Genomic DNA, 15823 nt, shown 5'->3' on the forward strand with positions numbered 1-15823 from the left:
TCGGTCGCCGGGGTCAGCCTGTCATGAGCGCCAGTCGAGCGGGACCTGCTTGGCCCGGTCCCAGGGGCGCTCCCAGCCTGCGTAGTGCAGTAGCCGGTCGATCACTCCGGCCGTAAAACCCCAGACCAGAGCGGACTCGACCAGGAACGCCGGGCCCTGGTGGCCGCTCGGGTGGACGGCCGTCGCACGGTTCGCGGGATCCGTGAGATCCGCCACGGGCACGGTGAAGACGCGGGCGGTCTCGCCGGGGTCGACGACCCCGACCGGGCTGGGGACGCGCCACCAGCCGAGGACGGGGGTGACGACGAAGCCGCTGACCGGGATGTAGAGCTGCGGCAGCACGCCGAAGATCTGGACGCCCGCCGGGTCGAGCCCGGTCTCTTCCTGGGCCTCCCGCAGGGCTGCGCGCAGCAGCCCGCCGTCCGCCGGGTCGCCGTCATCGGGGTCGAGGGCGCCGCCGGGGAAGGAGGGCTGGCCGGCGTGCGAGCGGAGGCTGCCGGCGCGCTCCATGAGGAGCAGCTCGGGGCCGCGCTCGCCCTCGCCGAAGAGGACGAGGACGGCGGACTGGCGGCCGGCGCCGCTCGCGGGCGGCAGGAAGCGGCTCAGCTGCTCGGGCGCGACCGTGCGGGCGGCCCGGTCGACGGGGCCGAGCCAGCCCGGCAGGCCGTCCCTGTCGAGCAGGCCCCCGGTGCCGGGGCCGTGGCCCCGTTCGCCGTGGACGTGCTCGCCATGGACGTGCTCGCCATGGACGTGCTCGTCGTGGACGTGCTCGCCGTGGATGTCTTCGTCAGTGCGCGTCATAGGCACCCCGTGTTTCACAACGCGATCGATGGACGGGTTCGTTCCCCCGCTGGGCGGGTGTGGTCTCAGCCGCCCGCGCCCAGCGGCGGCGCGGGGCGGCCCGGGTAGCCGGGCGGCGGGTCGAGCCGCTGGCCCGGGAAGCCGCCCATCTCGTACTTGAGCAGCTTCCTGGCCTTCTCCGGGTCCGTCTCGCCCTCGCCGTACGAGGGGCAGAGGGGGGCGATCGGGCAGGCCCCGCACGCGGGCTTGCGGGCGTGGCAGATCCGGCGGCCGTGGAAGATCACCCGGTGCGAGAGCATGGTCCACTCGCTCTTCGGGAAGATCTCGGCGATCTCCGCCTCGATCTTGACCGGGTCCTCCTGCTCGGTCCACTTCCAGCGCCGCACGAGGCGCATGAAGTGGGTGTCGACAGTGATCCCAGGAACCCCGAAAGCGTTGCCAAGGACGACGAAGGCGGTCTTGCGGCCGACGCCGGGGAGCTTGACGAGGTCCTTGAGGCGGCCGGGGACCTCTCCGCCGAAGTCGTCCCTGAGGGCGGCGGCCAGGCCCATGATCGACTTGGTCTTGGCCCGGAAGAAGCCGGTCGGGCGGATCAGCTCCTCGACCTCCTCCGGCACGGCGGCGGCGAGGTCCTCGGGCGTGGGGTACTTCGCGAAGAGGGCGGGGGTGGTCTGGTTGACCCGCAGGTCGGTGGTCTGCGCGGAGAGGACCGTGGCGACGAGGAGCTCGAAGGGGTTCCGGAAGTCGAGCTCCGGATGGGCGTACGGGAAGACCTCGGCCAGCTCGCGGTTGATCTTCCGCGCCCGCCGGACCATCGCGAGCCGTGACTCGGGCTTGGCGGACACCCTCTTCGGGGCGCCCGTAATCTTCCGATTCGAGGCTTTCACCTGTTTCGACACGCCGTGTTCGCCCACGGCGGAATTACCTTCGGCCGACACTCTTTCAGCCCCCTTGGCCTGCGCTCTCACCGGCGAGTTGGACACCCGGCCAGCCTAGGGGCCACCACCGACATCCGCCCCGGGCACGGCCGATCGCACCCCAATCGGGCCCCTGCCGTACGCACGGGTAGCCAAGTGCGTCAGACTTGTTGTGATTGATCGCACTGTTTTGTGCGTCCGGCATCATGGGACCCAGGTCCTTTGAGCAGGTCGACAGTATGGAGAGAACTCGTGGACGACGTTCTGCGGCGCGCCCCGCTCTTCGCGGCGCTCGATGACGAGCAGGCCGCCGAGCTGCGCGCCTCGATGAGTGAGGCGACGCTCGCCCGTGGCGACGCGCTGTTCCACGAAGGCGACCCCGGTGACCGCCTGTACGTGGTCACCGAGGGCAAGGTGAAGCTGCACCGCACCTCCCCCGACGGCCGCGAGAACATGCTGGCGGTCCTCGGCCCCGGCGAGCTCATCGGTGAGCTGTCCCTCTTCGACCCGGGCCCGCGCACCGCGACCGCGACGGCGCTGACCGAGGTCAAGCTGCTCGGCCTCGGCCACGGCGACCTCCAGCCCTGGCTGAACGCCCGCCCCGAGGTGGCCACCGCGCTGCTCCGCGCGGTCGCCCGCCGGCTGCGCAAGACCAACGACCAGATGTCCGACCTGGTCTTCTCCGACGTGCCGGGCCGGGTCGCCCGCGCGCTCCTCGACCTGTCGCGCCGCTTCGGCGTGCAGTCGGAGGAGGGCATCCACGTCGTCCACGACCTCACCCAGGAGGAGCTGGCCCAGCTGGTCGGCGCCTCCCGCGAGACGGTCAACAAGGCGCTCGCCGACTTCGCCCAGCGCGGCTGGCTGCGCCTGGAGGCCCGCGCCGTGATCCTGCTGGACGTGGAGCGCCTCGCGAAGCGCTCGCGGTAGGCACCTCCGTACGCATCCCGTACGCATCCCGTACGCATCCCGTACGTACGCAAAGGCCGCCCCGGTCCGACGACCGGGGCGGCCTTTCGCGTACGCGGTGGTGGGTCAGCGCTTCGAGCCGTCCACGATCACCGGGGCGGAGCCGCCGTTCGCGCAGGGCACGGTGTAGATCGGGTTCTTCGCCGCCGCCTCCTTGAAGGCGTCGATGCACTGGTTCATGAGGACCCGGTCCGTCAGCGAGTCGTTGAGGATCTTGTTGGCTCGGGCGATGCCCTCCGCCTCGATCCGGCGCCGGTCGGACTCCGCCTGCGCGGTACGGGCGGCCTCCAGGGCGCGCTCGGTCGCCTGCTGCTGCTGGATCTTGCGGTCGATCTGGCCCTGGAGCGAGTCCGAGGGCTTCACGTTGCGCAGGTTGACCGTGGTCACGTCGATGCCTCGCGGGACAAGGCGCTCCTTGATCAGGGAGCCGATCTCGGCATTGATCTTCTCGCGGTCGGAGGCGTACCCCTGCTCGCTGGTGTAGCGGGCGAAGACGTTACGGACGATCTCCCGGCTGTCCGGGTAGACGAGCCGCTGCTGGATGGCGTCCTCGCTGCCCGCGAGCTTGTACAGCTCGACGGACTTGGACGGGACGACCGCCCACTTCACCGTCACCTCGGCGTACATCACGCCGCCCTGCGAGGAGCGGACCTCGACCACGTCCTTGTCGGAGAGGTTGAGGTCGACGGGGCGGGTGGAGAAGGTCGTGACGTCGGTGAACGGCGACTTCACGTGCATGCCCGAGGTCATGGGCGAGCCCACCTTGCCGAAGGCGACCGGCACACCGACTTCGTACGCGCTGATCACGTACGTCATGCTGACGACGAGCGAGAAGAGGCCGGCGACGACCGCGCCGACGGCGCCGAGCTTCAGCCCCTTCGAGTCCTGCGAGCGGGCGACGAAGAAGAGCACCACTGCGGCGATGAGCAGCAGAATGGCGATGACGAACACGGGCGTTCCCCCCGAAAGCTACGGCCAGAAGTAAGCGGAGCGTAAAGCACGGGTCAAGAGCACCGAAGGGTCGGGGTCCGCCTCGGGACAGGATCGTGACGAGCGCCCGCAGACGAGCGCCTCCAGGCGATCGCCTGCGGGCGAGCGACTGCGGGCGAGCGACGGCGGGCGAGCGACGGCAGACGGGCGCCTACAGACGGAGCGCCTACACCAGGCCGCGCGCCCGCAGGTACTCCAACTGCGCCCGCACGGACAGCTCCGCCGCCGGCCACAGCGAGCGGTCCACGTCCGCGTACACGTGCGCGACGACCTCGGCCGCCGTCCGGTGGCCGCTCTCGACCGCCGTCTCGACCTGGGCGAGCCGGTTCGCCCGGTGGGCCAGATAGAACTCCACGGCGCCCTGCGCGTCCTCCAGGACCGGACCGTGTCCCGGCAGGACCGTGTGCACGCCGTCGTCGACGGTGAGCGAACGCAGCCGCCGCAGCGAGTCCAGGTAGTCGCCGAGCCGCCCGTCCGGATGCGCGACCATCGTCGTGCCGCGCCCCAGGATCGTGTCCCCCGTCAGAACCGCCCGGTCGGCGGGCAGATGGAAGGAGAGCGAGTCCGAGGTGTGACCGGGCGTCGGGACGACCCGCAGCTCCAGGCCGCCGACCGTCACCACGTCCCCCTCGCCGAGCCCCTCGTCGCCGAGCCGCAGCGCCGGGTCGAGAGCCCGTACGGCGGCCCCGGTCAGCTCGGCGAAGCGGCCCGCGCCCTCCGCGTGGTCCGGGTGGCCGTGGGTGAGCAGGGTGAGCGCGACCCGCTTGCCGAGCTTCTCGGCGGTCTCGACGACATGGCGCAGATGGCCCTCGTCGAGCGGCCCCGGATCGACGACGACGGCGAGGTCGGAGCCGGGCTCGGAGAGGAGCCAGGTGTTCGTGCCGTCCAGGGTCATCGCGGACGGGTTCGGCGCGAGGACGTTCACGGCGCGGGCGGTCGCGGGCCCGGAGACGACGAGCCCGCGCGGCTGCCCGGGCAGGGCGGCGGCGTCGCTCATCGCGTACCCCCGGCCGGGATGATCTTGGTGAACTCCTCGTGCCCCGGCCAGCTCAGGACCAGCTCGTCGCCCTCCAGGCGCGCCTGTGCGAGCACGGGGGTCATGTCCTGGACCCGGGCCGCCCCCAGCGCCTCGGCGGCCGTGCCGTACGGCTCCAGGGTGCGCAGGGTCGAGATCGTCGGCGGCATCATCGTCAGCTCGCCGCTGTCATAGCCGGCGGCTGCCTCCGCCGGGCGGATCCAGACCGTGCGGTCCGCCTCCGTGGAGGCGTTCCGGGTGCGCTGCCCGGCCGGCAGCGCGGCCACGAAGAACCACGTGTCGTACCGCCGCTGCTCGAACTCCGGGGTGATCCAGCGGGCCCACGCGCCGAGCAGGTCCGAGCGCAGGACGAGCCCGCGCCGGTCGAGGAAGTCGGCGAAGGACAGCTCCCGGGCGACGAGCGCCTCCCGGTCCCGCTCCCAGTCCTCGCCGGTGGTGTCGCCGACCACGCGGTCCGCGGTCTCCCCGGCGAGCAGGACGCCCGCCTCCTCGTACGTCTCGCGTACGGCGGCGCAGACCACGGCCTGGGCCTGCGCGGGGTCGTCGAGGCCGAGGCGCCCCGCCCACTCGGCGAGCGAGGGCCCCGCCCAGCGCACCGGATGCTCGTCGCGCGGGTCGACCCCGCCGCCGGGGTAGGCGTACGCGCCGCCCGCGAAGGCCATCGAGGCGCGACGGCGCAGCATGTGCACATCGGGCCCCCCGGCTCCGTCCCGCAGGAGGAGCACGGTGGCGGCGCGCCGGGGACTCACCGGGGTGAGCTCGCCCGCGGCGAGGGCGCGGATGCGGTCGGGCCATTCCGGCGGGTACCACTGACCGTTCGGCTGAGCATTCGACATGGGCGGCATGGGCGGATGCTATGCGCAAGCACCGAAATGCACGAGGGCCGGAAGGGCCGCTCCCCGGCCGGTGGGGAGCGGCGGGAACGCACGAGAGCCGGTTCCCTCGCACGAAGGAACCGGCTCTTCACGAACCGTACGGAGCGACGGGAGGTCAGGCCTCGACGAGCTCCACCTGGACCTCGACCTCGACCGGCGCGTCGAGCGGCAGGACGGCCACGCCGACGGCGCTGCGCGCGTGCACGCCCTTGTCGCCGAGGACCGCGCCGAGCAGCTCGCTGGCGCCGTTGATGACGGCCGGCTGCCCGGTGAAGTCGGAGGCGGAGGCGACGAAGCCCACGACCTTCACGACCCGCTTGATCCGGTCCAGGTCACCGGCGACCGACTTCACGGCCGCGAGGGCGTTCAGCGCGCAGGTGGCCGCGAGCTGCTTGGCCTCCTCGGCGGTGACCTCGTCGCCGACCTTGCCGGTCACCGAGAGCTTGCCCCCGACCATCGGGAGCTGGCCCGAGGTGTAGACGTACACGCCCGACTGCACGGCCGGCTGGTACGCGGCCAACGGGGGCACGACCTCCGGCAGTGTCAGGCCGAGCTCGGCGAGCTTCGCCTCCACGGCCCCGCTCACGATTTGGCCCGCTTCAGGTAGGCCACGAGCTGCTCGGGGTTGTTCGGCCCGGGCACGACCTGGACGAGCTCCCAGCCGTCCTCGCCCCAGGTGTCCAGAATCTGCTTCGTCGCGTGCACCAGAAGCGGCACGGTGACGTACTCCCACTTGGTCATGGAGGCGACTGTATCCGCTGCAGTGGGGCGGCCTCCTGATTGGGCGCCGCCGCCAGTGGTTAGGCTCGACAGCGTGAGCAGGCTCCAGGTCGTCAGCGGAAAGGGCGGTACCGGTAAGACGACGGTCGCCGCCGCCCTCGCGCTCGCCCTCGCGACGGAGGGCAAACGCACCCTCCTCGTCGAGGTCGAAGGCAGACAGGGCATCGCGCAGCTCTTCGAGACGGAAGCGCTTCCGTACGAGGAGCGCAAGATCGCCGTCGCGCCGGGCGGCGGCGAGGTGTACGCGCTGGCGATCGACGCCGAGCGCGCGCTCCTCGACTACCTCCAGATGTTCTACAAACTGGGCAGCGCGGGGCGGGCCCTGAAGAAGCTCGGCGCGATCGACTTCGCGACGACGATAGCCCCGGGGGTACGGGACGTCCTGCTGACCGGCAAGGCGTGCGAGGCGGTCAGGCGGCGCGAGAAGCACGGCGGCCACACCTACGACCACGTGGTCATGGACGCGCCGCCCACCGGCCGCATCACCCGCTTCCTCAACGTCAACGACGAGGTGGCGGGCCTGGCCAGGATCGGCCCGATATACAACCAGGCGCAGGCCGTCATGCGGGTCCTCAAGTCGCCCGAGACGGCGGTGCATCTGGTGACGCTCCTGGAGGAGATGCCGGTCCAGGAGACGGCGGACGGCATCGCGGAGCTCCGCGATGCCGAACTGCCGGTGGGGCGGGTCGTGGTGAACATGGTCCGCCCGCACGTCCTCGACGAGGCGGCGGTACGGGCCGCCTCCGGCGACCACCGGGACGCGATCGCGCGGAGCCTGGCCTCCGCCGGCGTCGCGGGCGGCACGCGGCTCGTCGAACCGCTCCTCGACCAGGCGGCCGAGCACGCCCGGCGGGTGGAGCTGGAGCGGGAACAGCGCGCGGTCCTGGACGGCATCGACGTGCCCTCGTACGAGCTCCCCTTCCTCGGGGACGGCGGGGACATCGCAGGGCTCTACCGGCTGGCGAAGGAACTGCGGAAGCAAGGGGTGGGCGCGTGACGGAGAAGGCGACCGGTCCGAAAACACCCGCCCGCGACACGGCCGGGCCGAACACGGACACGGCAGGGCTCGACGCGGACGGGACCGGGGCGGCCGGGCTCGGGGCGGCCGGAACCGGGGCGGACGGGCTCGACACGGCTGGGCTCGGGGCGGACGGGACCGGGGCGGACGCGCTCGACACGGCTGGGCTCGGGGCGGACGGGACCGGGGCGGACGGGACCGGGGCGGACGGGCTCGACACGGCCGGGCTCGACGCGGTCCCCGTCCTGGAGCTCGATCCGCTCATCGACGACCGGGGCACCCGCATCATCGTCTGCTGCGGCGCGGGCGGGGTCGGCAAGACGACCACGGCGGCGGCCCTCGGCGTACGGGCGGCGGAGCGCGGCCGACGCGTGGTCGTGCTCACCATCGACCCGGCGCGCCGCCTCGCCCAGTCCATGGGCATCGACTCCCTCGACAACACGCCCCGCAAGGTGGACGGGATCAAGGGGTCCGACGGCGGCGAACTGCACGCCATGATGCTCGACATGAAGCGGACCTTCGACGAGATCGTCGAGGCGCACGCGGACCCCGAGCGGGCCCGGGCGATCCTGGAGAACCCCTTCTACCAGTCCCTGTCGGCCGGTTTCGCCGGTACGCAGGAGTACATGGCGATGGAGAAGCTGGGCCAGCTCCGGGCGCGCGACGAGTGGGACCTCATCGTGGTCGACACTCCGCCGTCCCGTTCCGCCCTGGACTTCCTGGACGCGCCGAAGCGGCTCGGGTCCTTCCTCGACGGGAAGTTCATCAAGCTGCTCATGGCCCCGGCGAAGGTGGGCGGCCGGGCCGGCATGAAGTTCCTCAACGTCGGCATGTCGATGATGACGGGGACGCTCGGAAAGCTGCTCGGGGGTCAGTTCCTCAAGGACGTGCAGACGTTCGTCGCGGCGATGGACACGATGTTCGGCGGCTTCCGGACCCGCGCCGACGCCACGTACCGACTGCTCCAGGCCCCGGGCACGGCCTTCCTCGTCGTCGCCACGCCGGAGCGGGACGCGCTGCGCGAGGCCGCGTACTTCGTGGAGCGGCTGGCGGCCGAGGAGATGCCGCTGGCGGGTCTCGTCCTCAACCGTGTCCACGGCAGCGGCGCGGCCGGCCTCTCGGCCGAGCGGGCGCGGGCCGCCGCGGAAAATCTTGACGAGGGGCGCATGACGGATCGGGGGGACGGGAAGACTGGACGGAGTGGCTCCCCGGCCACGTCGCCCGAGCTGTCTGACCTCGCCACCGCCGCCGCCGTATCTTCCGTACCCGAGGCTGCCCCCACAGCCGAACCGGCCGCACAGCACCCAGACGTAGACACAGACGACGTAGACACAGACTCAGACGTCCATGACGCCGTAGACGTGCACGACGACGTAGACGTACGACATCTCACCGCGGGACTTCTGCGCCTGCATGCCGAGCGCATGCGGGTGCTCGCGCGTGAGCAGCGCACGCGAGACCGCTTCACCGCGCTCCACCCGGAGGTGGCGGTGGCCGAAGTGGCCGCCCTGCCCGGCGATGTGCACGACCTCGCCGGGCTGCGGGCCATCGGTGACCGGCTCTCGACCGGGCGGATGCCCTCGGCCTGAGCTGAGCCACCGTCCCCGTACCTGCCGGTCGGGGACTAGCCGACCGCGGCGTACGCCTCGTATGTCGCGTCGTCCTCGATCGCCACGGGCAGCAGGCCCGCGCCACGCTCGTACTCCGTCCGCGCGGTCTCCAGGAGCCGGCGCCACGAGGTGACGGTCGGTCGTCGACGCAACAGGGCACGGCGCTCGCGCTCCGTCATGCCCCCCCACACACCGAACTCCACGCGGTTGTCGAGAGCGTCGGCGAGGCACTCGGTCCGCACCGGACATCCGGTGCACACCGCCTTTGCCCTGTTCTGTGCCGCTCCCTGAACGAAAAGTTCATCCGGATCGGTAGTGCGGCAGGCCGCCTGCGCACTCCAGTCAGCTACCCAGCCCATACCGGCGCCGTCCTCTCCCGAATCGAGGCTCCCCCACGGCGGCAGCGGCATATTCACCGCTGCCAGTTGGGACGTTACGGAAGGTGGGCACAGCGCAACACCCCCTTCGGGCCCAATCTTGAATGGCCCGAACGGACTATGCGTACGCGTCAGATCACCCAGGGGAGTGACCGAAGGACATGCGTGTGATAGCGGACATATCCCCATGGATACGCCCTTCCTCACCGGCGCCACTTCGGGCACCGGGTGACGCATGATCCGGAAACGGACACGAGCTTCCCGTGTTTCGGGTCACGGGAATTCATGCCGATGTCACGCACGGGTCTTGATGCGAGACCGCACTGCTGTGACAGTTGTGAGCAGCTTAGGCCAAGGCATATACGCGTGTCCGGCGAATGAGAACGTAGGCTGCCCCCATGGCAAAGAAGCGCTCGGGCGGTGGTCTGACCGGGACCCAGCAGGCCGCCAAGTTCCTCGGTGTCAGTGTGCTCTCCGGAGCCGTGCTGGCGGGCATCGCCCTGCCCGCGGCCGGAGCACTCGGCTTGGCCGCGAAGGGCACGGTCGAGGGATTCGACGAGATCCCCTCCAACCTGAAGACCCCGCCGCTGAGTCAGCGCACCACCATTCTCGACGCCGAGGGCGGACTCCTCGCCACGGTGTACTCGCGGGACCGGAAGGTCGTCCCGCTGGACAAGATCTCCCCGTACATGCAGAAGGCGATCGTCGCGATCGAGGACGGCCGCTTCTACGAGCACGGGGCGATCGACCTCAAGGGCGTGCTGCGCGCGATCAACCGCAACGCGCAGTCGGGCGGGGTCGCGCAGGGCGCGTCCACGCTGACCCAGCAGTACGTGAAGAACGTCTTCGTCGAGGAGGCGGGCGACGACCCCGAGAAGGTCGCGCAGGCCACCCAGCAGACCATCGGCCGCAAGGTCCGCGAGCTGAAGTTCGCGATCCAGGTCGAGGAGGAGCTGGGCAAGAACAAGATCCTGGAGAACTACCTCAACATCACGTTCTTCGGGCAGCAGGCGTACGGCATCGAGGCCGCCTCCCAGCGGTACTTCTCCAAGGCTGCGGCCGATCTGTCCCTGGGCGAGGCGGCGATGATGGCCGGTCTCGTCCAGTCGCCGAGCCGCTACGACCCGATCAACGACATCCAGGAAGCCACCAAGCGCCGCAACGTGGTCCTCCAGCGGATGGCCGACGTGAAGGACATCAGCCAGGCGGAGGCGGACAAGGCGAAGGCCGCTCCGCTGAAGCTGAAGGTCAAGACGCCGAAGAACGGCTGCATCACCGCCGTCGACGGCGCCGGCTTCTTCTGCGACTACGTCCGCAAGACGATCCTGAGCGACCCGGTCTTCGGGAAGACGGCCGAGGAGCGGCAGAAGCTGTGGAACCTCGGCGGTCTCACCGTCAGGACCACGCTCTCCCCGAAGGCTCAGGCAGCGGCCAACGAGGCCGCGGTGGCCAAGGTCAACAAGGACGACGGGGTCGCGACCGCCGTCGTCCAGGTCCAGCCCGGTACCGGCAAGATCCTGTCGATGGGCCAGTCCCGCCCGTACGGCCTGGACCAGAAGCAGCACCAGACGACGCTCAATCTCGCCGTCGGCAGCAAGATGGGCGGCACCACGTTCGGCTTCCCGGTCGGCTCGACCTTCAAGCCGATCACGGCCGCCGCCGCGCTGGAGAAGGGTCTGAGCCCGGCGCAGAGCTTCGACACGCCGTGGAAGATCACCATGAAGGAGCGCGACTTCACGCGCTGCGACGGCAAGCCGGCGGGCTACGCCGACTGGCCCGTCCAGAACGAGCTCAAGTCGGAGAAGGGGGCGTACGACATGACGAGCGCCCTCGGCAAGTCCATCAACACCTACTTCGCCAAGCTGGAGCAGATGGCCGGCCTGTGCGAGACGCTGACGATGGCGAAGAAGGTCGGCTACGAGCGCGAGCTGGGCAAGCCCATCATGCAGAGCCCGTCGGCCACGCTCGGCAGCCTGGAGAGCACCCCGCTCGACATGGCCTCCGTCTACGCCACCTTCGCCAACCGCGGCATCTACTGCCTTCCGGTCGCCATCGAGTCCATCAGGGGCGCCGACGGCGGCAAGCTGAACGTGCCGCAGACCAAGTGCACGCGCGCGATGTCCGACCGCACCGCCGACACCATCAACCAGATGCTGAAGGGCGTGGTCGAGGACGGCACCGGTACGCGGGCCGGTCTGAGCGACCGGGACAACGCGGGCAAGACCGGTACCACCGAGGGCCGCAAGGACGCCTGGTTCGTGGGCTACACGCCGAACCTGTCCACCGCCGTCTGGGTCGGCGACGACGTCGGCAAGCGCGACGAGATGTTCGACCTCACCATCGGCGGCGTCTACTACGACAAGGTCTGCGGTGGCTGCCTCCCCGGCCCCATCTGGCGGATCGCGATGACGGGCGCCCTGGACGACGAGAAGCCGCGCTTCAACCCCATCTCCGTACCGCGGGCCGAGAAGCCCAAGGACAAGGAGAAGGAGGGCGACGAAGCCCCGAACAAGCCGAAGAAGCCGGGCGACAGCAAGCCGGGCGACACGAAGCCGCCGACGAACCCGTTCCCGGGGATCACGATCCCGCCGGACATGTTCGGTGACGGCAACGGCAACGGCAACCGCCGCGGCGGAAACCGCTGACCCAGCCGTAGACACGAGGAAGGGCGCCCCACTTTCGGTGGGGCGCCCTTCCTCGTACGTGCTCCGCGGCGGCGGATCAGCCCGCGAGCAGCTTCTTCACGGAGGCGGCGACACGGCCGCCGTCGGCCTGGCCGGCCACCTTCGGGTTCACGATCTTCATGACGGCGCCCATGGCACGCGGCCCCTCGGCGCCCGCCGCCTTCGCCTCCTCGACGGCCGCCGCGACGATCCCGTCGAGCTCCTCGTCGCTGAGCTGCTTCGGCAGGTACGCGTCGAGGAGGACGCCCTCCGCGCGCTCCCGTTCGGCGGACTCGGCACGGCCGCCCTGGGCGAAGGCCTCCGCGGCCTCGCGGCGCTTCTTCGCCTCCTTGGCGATCACCTTCTGCACCTCGTCGTCGGAGAGTTCGCGCTTGGTCTTGCCCGCGACCTCCTCCTTGGTGATCGCGGTGATGGTCAGCCGCAGGGTCGAGGAGCGCAGTTCGTCGCGCTCCCTGATCGCGACGTTGAGGTCGGCCTTGAGCTTCTCCTTGAGCGTGGTCATGGGGTCAAGTGTGGCAGGTGCCCCACCCCACCCGCCCGCACATTTCCGCCCGCCGGGTCTGCGACGATGGTGCGATGCGCGCACGGTACGGGATCCCCCTGAAGGTCACGGCAGGTCTCACGGCTACGGCCGCGGCCGGAATCGTCTACGCGGCCGGCTTCGAGGCCCGCTCGTTCCGGCTCCGCCGCGTGACCGTGCCCGTACTCCCGCGCGGCATGCGCGACCTGCGGGTCCTTCAGGTCTCCGACATCCACATGGTCAGCGGCCAGCGCAAGAAGCGCGCCTGGCTCCAGTCGCTCGCGGGGCTCCGCCCGGACTTCGTCGTCAACACCGGCGACAACCTCTCCGACCCCGACGCCGTGCCCGAGGTCCTGGACGCGCTCGGCCCGCTGATGGAGTTCCCGGGCGTGTACGTCTTCGGCTCCAACGACTACTACGGCCCGAAACTGCGCAACCCCGCCCGCTACCTGATGGAGAAGGCCCAGGGCCGCCACGGCCTCAACGGCAACAAGCCCGTGGTCGGCGCCGTCCACAACCCGTGGGAGGGCATGCGGGACGCGTTCGACGCGGCGGGCTGGGTGAACCTCACCAACACCCGCGGCACGCTCAAGCTGCCCGCGGCCGAACTGGCCTTCACCGGCCTCGACGACCCGCACATCAAGCGCGACCGGTACGAGCGGGTGGCCGGCGGCCCCGACGCCTCGGCCGACTTCACCGTGGGCGTCGTCCACGCCCCGTACCTGCGCTCGCTCGACGCGTTCACGGCGGACGGGTACGAGCTGATCCTCGCCGGGCACACCCACGGCGGCCAGCTGTGCATCCCCTTCTACGGGGCGCTCGTCACCAACTGCGACCTGGACACGGACCGCGTGAAGGGGCTCTCCACCCACACGGTCGCCGACCGCACCTCCTACCTGCACGTCTCGGCGGGCTGCGGCACCAACCGCTTCACCCCGGTCCGCTTCGCCTGCCCGCCCGAGGTCACCCTGCTCACTCTCACGGCGCGCGCGTAACCACCTACGGTGGGGGAATGCTCACGCCCCGCTCCGCACGCTCCGCCGGCTCGTCGGCCATACCGGCCTCCGCCGTCATGCCCCCCGCCCAGCGCCGCCCCTTCGTGGCGGCGTTCCGGGGCCTGATCGCCCTGTGCGCGGCGACGGGACTCGTCATCGAGTGCGTCCACGGAAACGTACTCGTCGTCCTGAGCTTCTTCACGATCTGGTCGAACATCCTGGTCGCCGTGGTCTTCGGCTGGGGCGCCCTCCGCGCCTGGAACCGCCGCCCGCCGCTCCCCGCCCTCTGGACCGGCGGCGTCCTGCTCTGCATCTCGGTGGTCGGCCTCGTCTTCCACCTGGTCCTCGACAACGAGGCGAGCGAGTTCAACCAGGCCGCCGAGATCGCCCGCCTCACGGGCGCGAAGGCCGTCGCCAACCAGCTGCTCCACACCGTCACCCCGATCGGCGCGGTGCTCGACTTCCTCCTCCTCACCCTCCCCGGCGCCCTCCGCCCGCGCCACGCCGCCCAGTGGCTCGCGGCCCCGGCCGTCTACTTCGCCTTCGCCCTGATCCGCGGCGAACTGATCTCCCCGGACGCCCCCACCCGCTACACGTATCCGTTCCTCGACGTCACCGTCCACGGCTACGCCGGCGTCCTCACCAACGCGGTGGTGCTGGGCGCGGTCTTCTACGTCCTGGGCCTCGCGATCGTCGGCCTCGACCGCGTCCGACCTGCGGTGCGGCTCTCCGAAAACCGGATTTCGCCTGAGCGCGCGCGTGGGCTAAAGTAAGCGATGTCGCCGCGACGTGAAGAACAGAGCAGCGACATCGGGGTGTAGCGCAGCTTGGCAGCGCGCTTCGTTCGGGACGAAGAGGTCGTGGGTTCAAATCCCGCCACCCCGACAGCTGAAACACCAGGTCAGGGGCCTGATCCGCGAAAGCGGGTCGGGCCCCTGAGTGGTTTCCGGGGTCAGTTTGAGAGCCATTGGGGAGCCCTCTCCCGAGTGACGGAGACCCTCTGCTCAGCATGGACTGGCACGGGCCGTGCCTCCTGGGGTGCCCTCTTCGGGTACCAGCCGGAGACCGCCGGGGTGAACAGCGAGGTAGCAAAGCCGTTTCGGCGCCAGTGGGCCGCGTGTTCGGAGACCGTGCCGCCGCGTACGAAGCCGAGGTCCGCGATGGCCTGTTGGCATCCGCATGCCGGTAGCGCGTTCGTAGGGGCTACTCGGGCCACCGCCCGCTCCCCAGCTCTCATCAACGCCGTACGCCGGGCCGTCGGACCGGACATCGCCGTGGAGAACACGTTCCTGGTCGCCGCACCGCAGGCGCCTGTCTGCCTCAACCGGGTGGAATCTTTCCCTCTTAACGGGGATCGATGCTGGCCACATGGGGTGAAAGCGCCGCGTGGCTCGTTTCCCGTCCCCAGGTGGGAGGCGTTGATGGGGATGTGAGTACCTCAAGCACCGCCCCGATACTGCCCGCTCCCCACGCCGCCCCTGCCCCCACTTCCGTGCACGACTCGGGCGCGGACGCCGCGCCCGGCGTCATAGTCGTCGAGTCCTGCACCACCCTCGGCAGCGCCCTGGTCATCGACCTCGCCGGGGAGATCGACCGCTACAGCGCCGCCCCGCTACGGGCACTGCTGGCTTCGGCCGCCGACGGCGGCTGCACCGACGTCGTGTTGGACACCGCCCGGGTCGCCTTCTGCGACTCCGGCTTCCTCGCTGTCCTCGACTGGTGGCCCAGGCACGGGCGCCGCCTCAGACTCGCGAACCGCTCCCGGGCCGTTCAGCGCCTCCTGGACGCGGCCGCCGCCGCGGGTCAGCGGACGGCCCAGGCCGGCTCGCCGACGGCAGCGGCCACGTCATGACGTTCATGCTCCTGACGTGCGTTCCGATACTCGCGGCGGTTCTCCTTGTCCAGTGGGAGCCCAGCGAGCCGCCCCACAGCCGTCCGGCATGCCCTCCCCGGCCGGCACCTCGCAGGACGTTGATCCACTGCCGCCTGGCGCTCCCGCTTCCGGGGGCCGCGGCGTAGGCAGGGTGAAGGTGTGGGGGGCCGGTGTCAGGCCCCCCACACCTTCACCGCCCACCCGCTGCGCCGTACTGACGCTGCTCTATGCACCGGGCGGCGAGCACAGCTCCTGGCCACAACGACAAGCGAGTTCGGCCGCGTCGACAACGGTGATGGCGAGAGCGCTCCGGGGACGGCCGGGCCGGTACACCCGGTCGGGGCCGGCGCCTTGGTGCCGAGGGAGGAGGGCGCAGCCTCC

At 70.8% G+C, this 15823-nt stretch carries 16 protein-coding genes, 1 tRNA gene and 1 pseudogene; 8 read left to right on the forward strand and 10 right to left on the reverse strand.

Annotation, left to right across the window (positions count from 1 at the left end):
* Window positions 1-21: 21 nt before the first annotated feature.
* Window positions 22-801, reverse strand: coding sequence for an NUDIX hydrolase (locus ACFWWU_RS00900; protein ID WP_384137498.1), 780 nt, complete (start codon window positions 799-801; stop codon window positions 22-24).
* 65 nt (window positions 802-866) lie between these two features.
* Window positions 867-1688: an endonuclease III gene (nth, locus tag ACFWWU_RS00905; RefSeq protein WP_384137500.1), complete on the reverse strand. Its 822-nt coding sequence runs from the start codon at window positions 1686-1688 to the stop codon at window positions 867-869.
* Window positions 1689-1970: 282 nt separating this feature from the next.
* On the opposite strand from nth, the gene ACFWWU_RS00910 reads away from it, so the two are divergent.
* Entirely contained in the window at window positions 1971-2645 is a 675-nt protein-coding gene (locus ACFWWU_RS00910) for a Crp/Fnr family transcriptional regulator (protein ID WP_015034542.1), read from the forward strand.
* 105 nt (window positions 2646-2750) lie between these two features.
* On the opposite strand, the gene ACFWWU_RS00915 is transcribed toward ACFWWU_RS00910, so the two are convergent.
* The 5 genes from ACFWWU_RS00915 to ACFWWU_RS00935 all read right to left on the reverse strand — a co-directional run bounded on the left by ACFWWU_RS00915 (window position 2751) and on the right by ACFWWU_RS00935 (window position 6326).
* The gene (locus ACFWWU_RS00915) at window positions 2751-3635 is read right to left on the reverse strand and encodes a prohibitin family protein (protein ID WP_384137502.1); all 885 of its coding nucleotides are present in this window, start codon (window positions 3633-3635) and stop codon (window positions 2751-2753) included.
* A gap of 205 nt (window positions 3636-3840) precedes the next feature.
* Window positions 3841-4671 (reverse strand): MBL fold metallo-hydrolase, encoded by an 831-nt coding sequence (locus tag ACFWWU_RS00920; protein ID WP_384137504.1) that lies wholly within the window; start codon window positions 4669-4671, stop codon window positions 3841-3843.
* Window positions 4668-5546 carry an NUDIX hydrolase gene (locus ACFWWU_RS00925; RefSeq protein WP_384137505.1) on the reverse strand — a complete coding sequence of 293 codons (879 nt, stop codon included), beginning with the start codon at window positions 5544-5546 and terminating at the stop codon, window positions 4668-4670. The genes ACFWWU_RS00920 and ACFWWU_RS00925 overlap by 4 nt, the downstream gene beginning before the upstream one ends.
* Window positions 5547-5700: 154 nt before the next feature.
* A complete protein-coding gene (locus ACFWWU_RS00930) occupies window positions 5701-6171 on the reverse strand; it encodes a RidA family protein (protein WP_329622620.1) in 471 nt (156 codons plus the stop codon).
* Window positions 6168-6326, reverse strand: coding sequence for a DUF4177 domain-containing protein (locus ACFWWU_RS00935; protein WP_015034547.1), 159 nt, complete (start codon window positions 6324-6326; stop codon window positions 6168-6170). Before ACFWWU_RS00935 ends, ACFWWU_RS00930 begins: the two co-directional genes overlap by 4 nt.
* A 73-nt stretch (window positions 6327-6399) precedes the next feature.
* Here ACFWWU_RS00935 and ACFWWU_RS00940 point away from each other — a divergent pair, with 73 nt between their 5' ends.
* Both ACFWWU_RS00940 and ACFWWU_RS00945 read left to right on the forward strand, forming a co-directional pair.
* The gene (locus ACFWWU_RS00940; RefSeq protein ID WP_384137507.1) at window positions 6400-7362 is read left to right on the forward strand and encodes an ArsA family ATPase; all 963 of its coding nucleotides are present in this window, start codon (window positions 6400-6402) and stop codon (window positions 7360-7362) included.
* Window positions 7363-7628: 266 nt separating this feature from the next.
* On the forward strand, window positions 7629-8972 hold the full coding sequence (locus ACFWWU_RS00945) for an ArsA family ATPase (RefSeq protein ID WP_384138382.1): 1344 nt from the start codon (window positions 7629-7631) through the stop codon (window positions 8970-8972).
* A 35-nt stretch (window positions 8973-9007) separates the two neighbouring features.
* Here the strand turns inward: ACFWWU_RS00945 and ACFWWU_RS00950 are convergent, their stop codons facing one another.
* Window positions 9008-9352 (reverse strand): WhiB family transcriptional regulator, encoded by a 345-nt coding sequence (locus tag ACFWWU_RS00950; protein WP_015034550.1) that lies wholly within the window; start codon window positions 9350-9352, stop codon window positions 9008-9010.
* A gap of 416 nt (window positions 9353-9768) precedes the next feature.
* Here ACFWWU_RS00950 and ACFWWU_RS00955 point away from each other — a divergent pair, with 416 nt between their 5' ends.
* Window positions 9769-12015: a transglycosylase domain-containing protein gene (locus ACFWWU_RS00955; RefSeq protein WP_384137509.1), complete on the forward strand. Its 2247-nt coding sequence runs from the start codon at window positions 9769-9771 to the stop codon at window positions 12013-12015.
* Between the two features lie 76 nt (window positions 12016-12091).
* On the opposite strand, the gene ACFWWU_RS00960 is transcribed toward ACFWWU_RS00955, so the two are convergent.
* Window positions 12092-12556, reverse strand: a complete 465-nt coding sequence (locus ACFWWU_RS00960; protein ID WP_384137511.1) for a GatB/YqeY domain-containing protein — start codon at window positions 12554-12556, stop codon at window positions 12092-12094.
* 74 nt (window positions 12557-12630) lie between these two features.
* Here ACFWWU_RS00960 and ACFWWU_RS00965 point away from each other — a divergent pair, with 74 nt between their 5' ends.
* From ACFWWU_RS00965 to ACFWWU_RS00975, 3 genes are all read left to right on the forward strand, one after another.
* Window positions 12631-13569, forward strand: coding sequence for a metallophosphoesterase (locus ACFWWU_RS00965; RefSeq protein ID WP_384137513.1), 939 nt, complete (start codon window positions 12631-12633; stop codon window positions 13567-13569).
* Window positions 13570-13586: 17 nt separating this feature from the next.
* The gene (locus ACFWWU_RS00970) at window positions 13587-14342 is read left to right on the forward strand and encodes a Pr6Pr family membrane protein (RefSeq protein ID WP_384137515.1); all 756 of its coding nucleotides are present in this window, start codon (window positions 13587-13589) and stop codon (window positions 14340-14342) included.
* Between the two features lie 38 nt (window positions 14343-14380).
* Window positions 14381-14454 (forward strand) — tRNA-Pro (locus ACFWWU_RS00975).
* A gap of 118 nt (window positions 14455-14572) precedes the next feature.
* Here ACFWWU_RS00975 and ACFWWU_RS00980 read toward each other — a convergent pair.
* Window positions 14573-14740, reverse strand: a pseudogene (locus ACFWWU_RS00980) (LacI family transcriptional regulator); the annotation flags it as partial.
* A 258-nt stretch (window positions 14741-14998) separates the two neighbouring features.
* Here ACFWWU_RS00980 and ACFWWU_RS00985 point away from each other — a divergent pair.
* Window positions 14999-15421 carry an STAS domain-containing protein gene (locus ACFWWU_RS00985; RefSeq protein ID WP_384137517.1) on the forward strand — a complete coding sequence of 141 codons (423 nt, stop codon included), beginning with the start codon at window positions 14999-15001 and terminating at the stop codon, window positions 15419-15421.
* Window positions 15422-15823: the final 402 nt, after the last annotated feature.

It is taken from the genome of Streptomyces sp. NPDC058650, assembly GCF_042717315.1.
GTDB lineage: Bacteria > Actinomycetota > Actinomycetes > Streptomycetales > Streptomycetaceae > Streptomyces.

Bases quoted from the DNA above. Each gene is read 5' to 3' on its own strand.
- ACFWWU_RS00960 (WP_384137511.1), bottom strand. From the start codon at position 12,556: ATGACCACGCTCAAGGAGAAGCTCAAGGCCGACCTCAACGTCGCGATC.
- ACFWWU_RS00925 (WP_384137505.1), bottom strand. From the start codon at position 5,546: ATGTCGAATGCTCAGCCGAACGGTCAGTGGTACCCGCCGGAATGGCCC.
- ACFWWU_RS00900 (WP_384137498.1), bottom strand. From the start codon at position 801: ATGACGCGCACTGACGAAGACATCCACGGCGAGCACGTCCACGACGAG.
- ACFWWU_RS00950 (WP_015034550.1), bottom strand. From the start codon at position 9,352: ATGGGCTGGGTAGCTGACTGGAGTGCGCAGGCGGCCTGCCGCACTACC.
- ACFWWU_RS00920 (WP_384137504.1), bottom strand. From the start codon at position 4,671: ATGAGCGACGCCGCCGCCCTGCCCGGGCAGCCGCGCGGGCTCGTCGTC.
- ACFWWU_RS00965 (WP_384137513.1), top strand. From the start codon at position 12,631: ATGCGCGCACGGTACGGGATCCCCCTGAAGGTCACGGCAGGTCTCACG.
- ACFWWU_RS00970 (WP_384137515.1), top strand. From the start codon at position 13,587: ATGCTCACGCCCCGCTCCGCACGCTCCGCCGGCTCGTCGGCCATACCG.
- ACFWWU_RS00935 (WP_015034547.1), bottom strand. From the start codon at position 6,326: ATGACCAAGTGGGAGTACGTCACCGTGCCGCTTCTGGTGCACGCGACG.
- ACFWWU_RS00955 (WP_384137509.1), top strand. From the start codon at position 9,769: ATGGCAAAGAAGCGCTCGGGCGGTGGTCTGACCGGGACCCAGCAGGCC.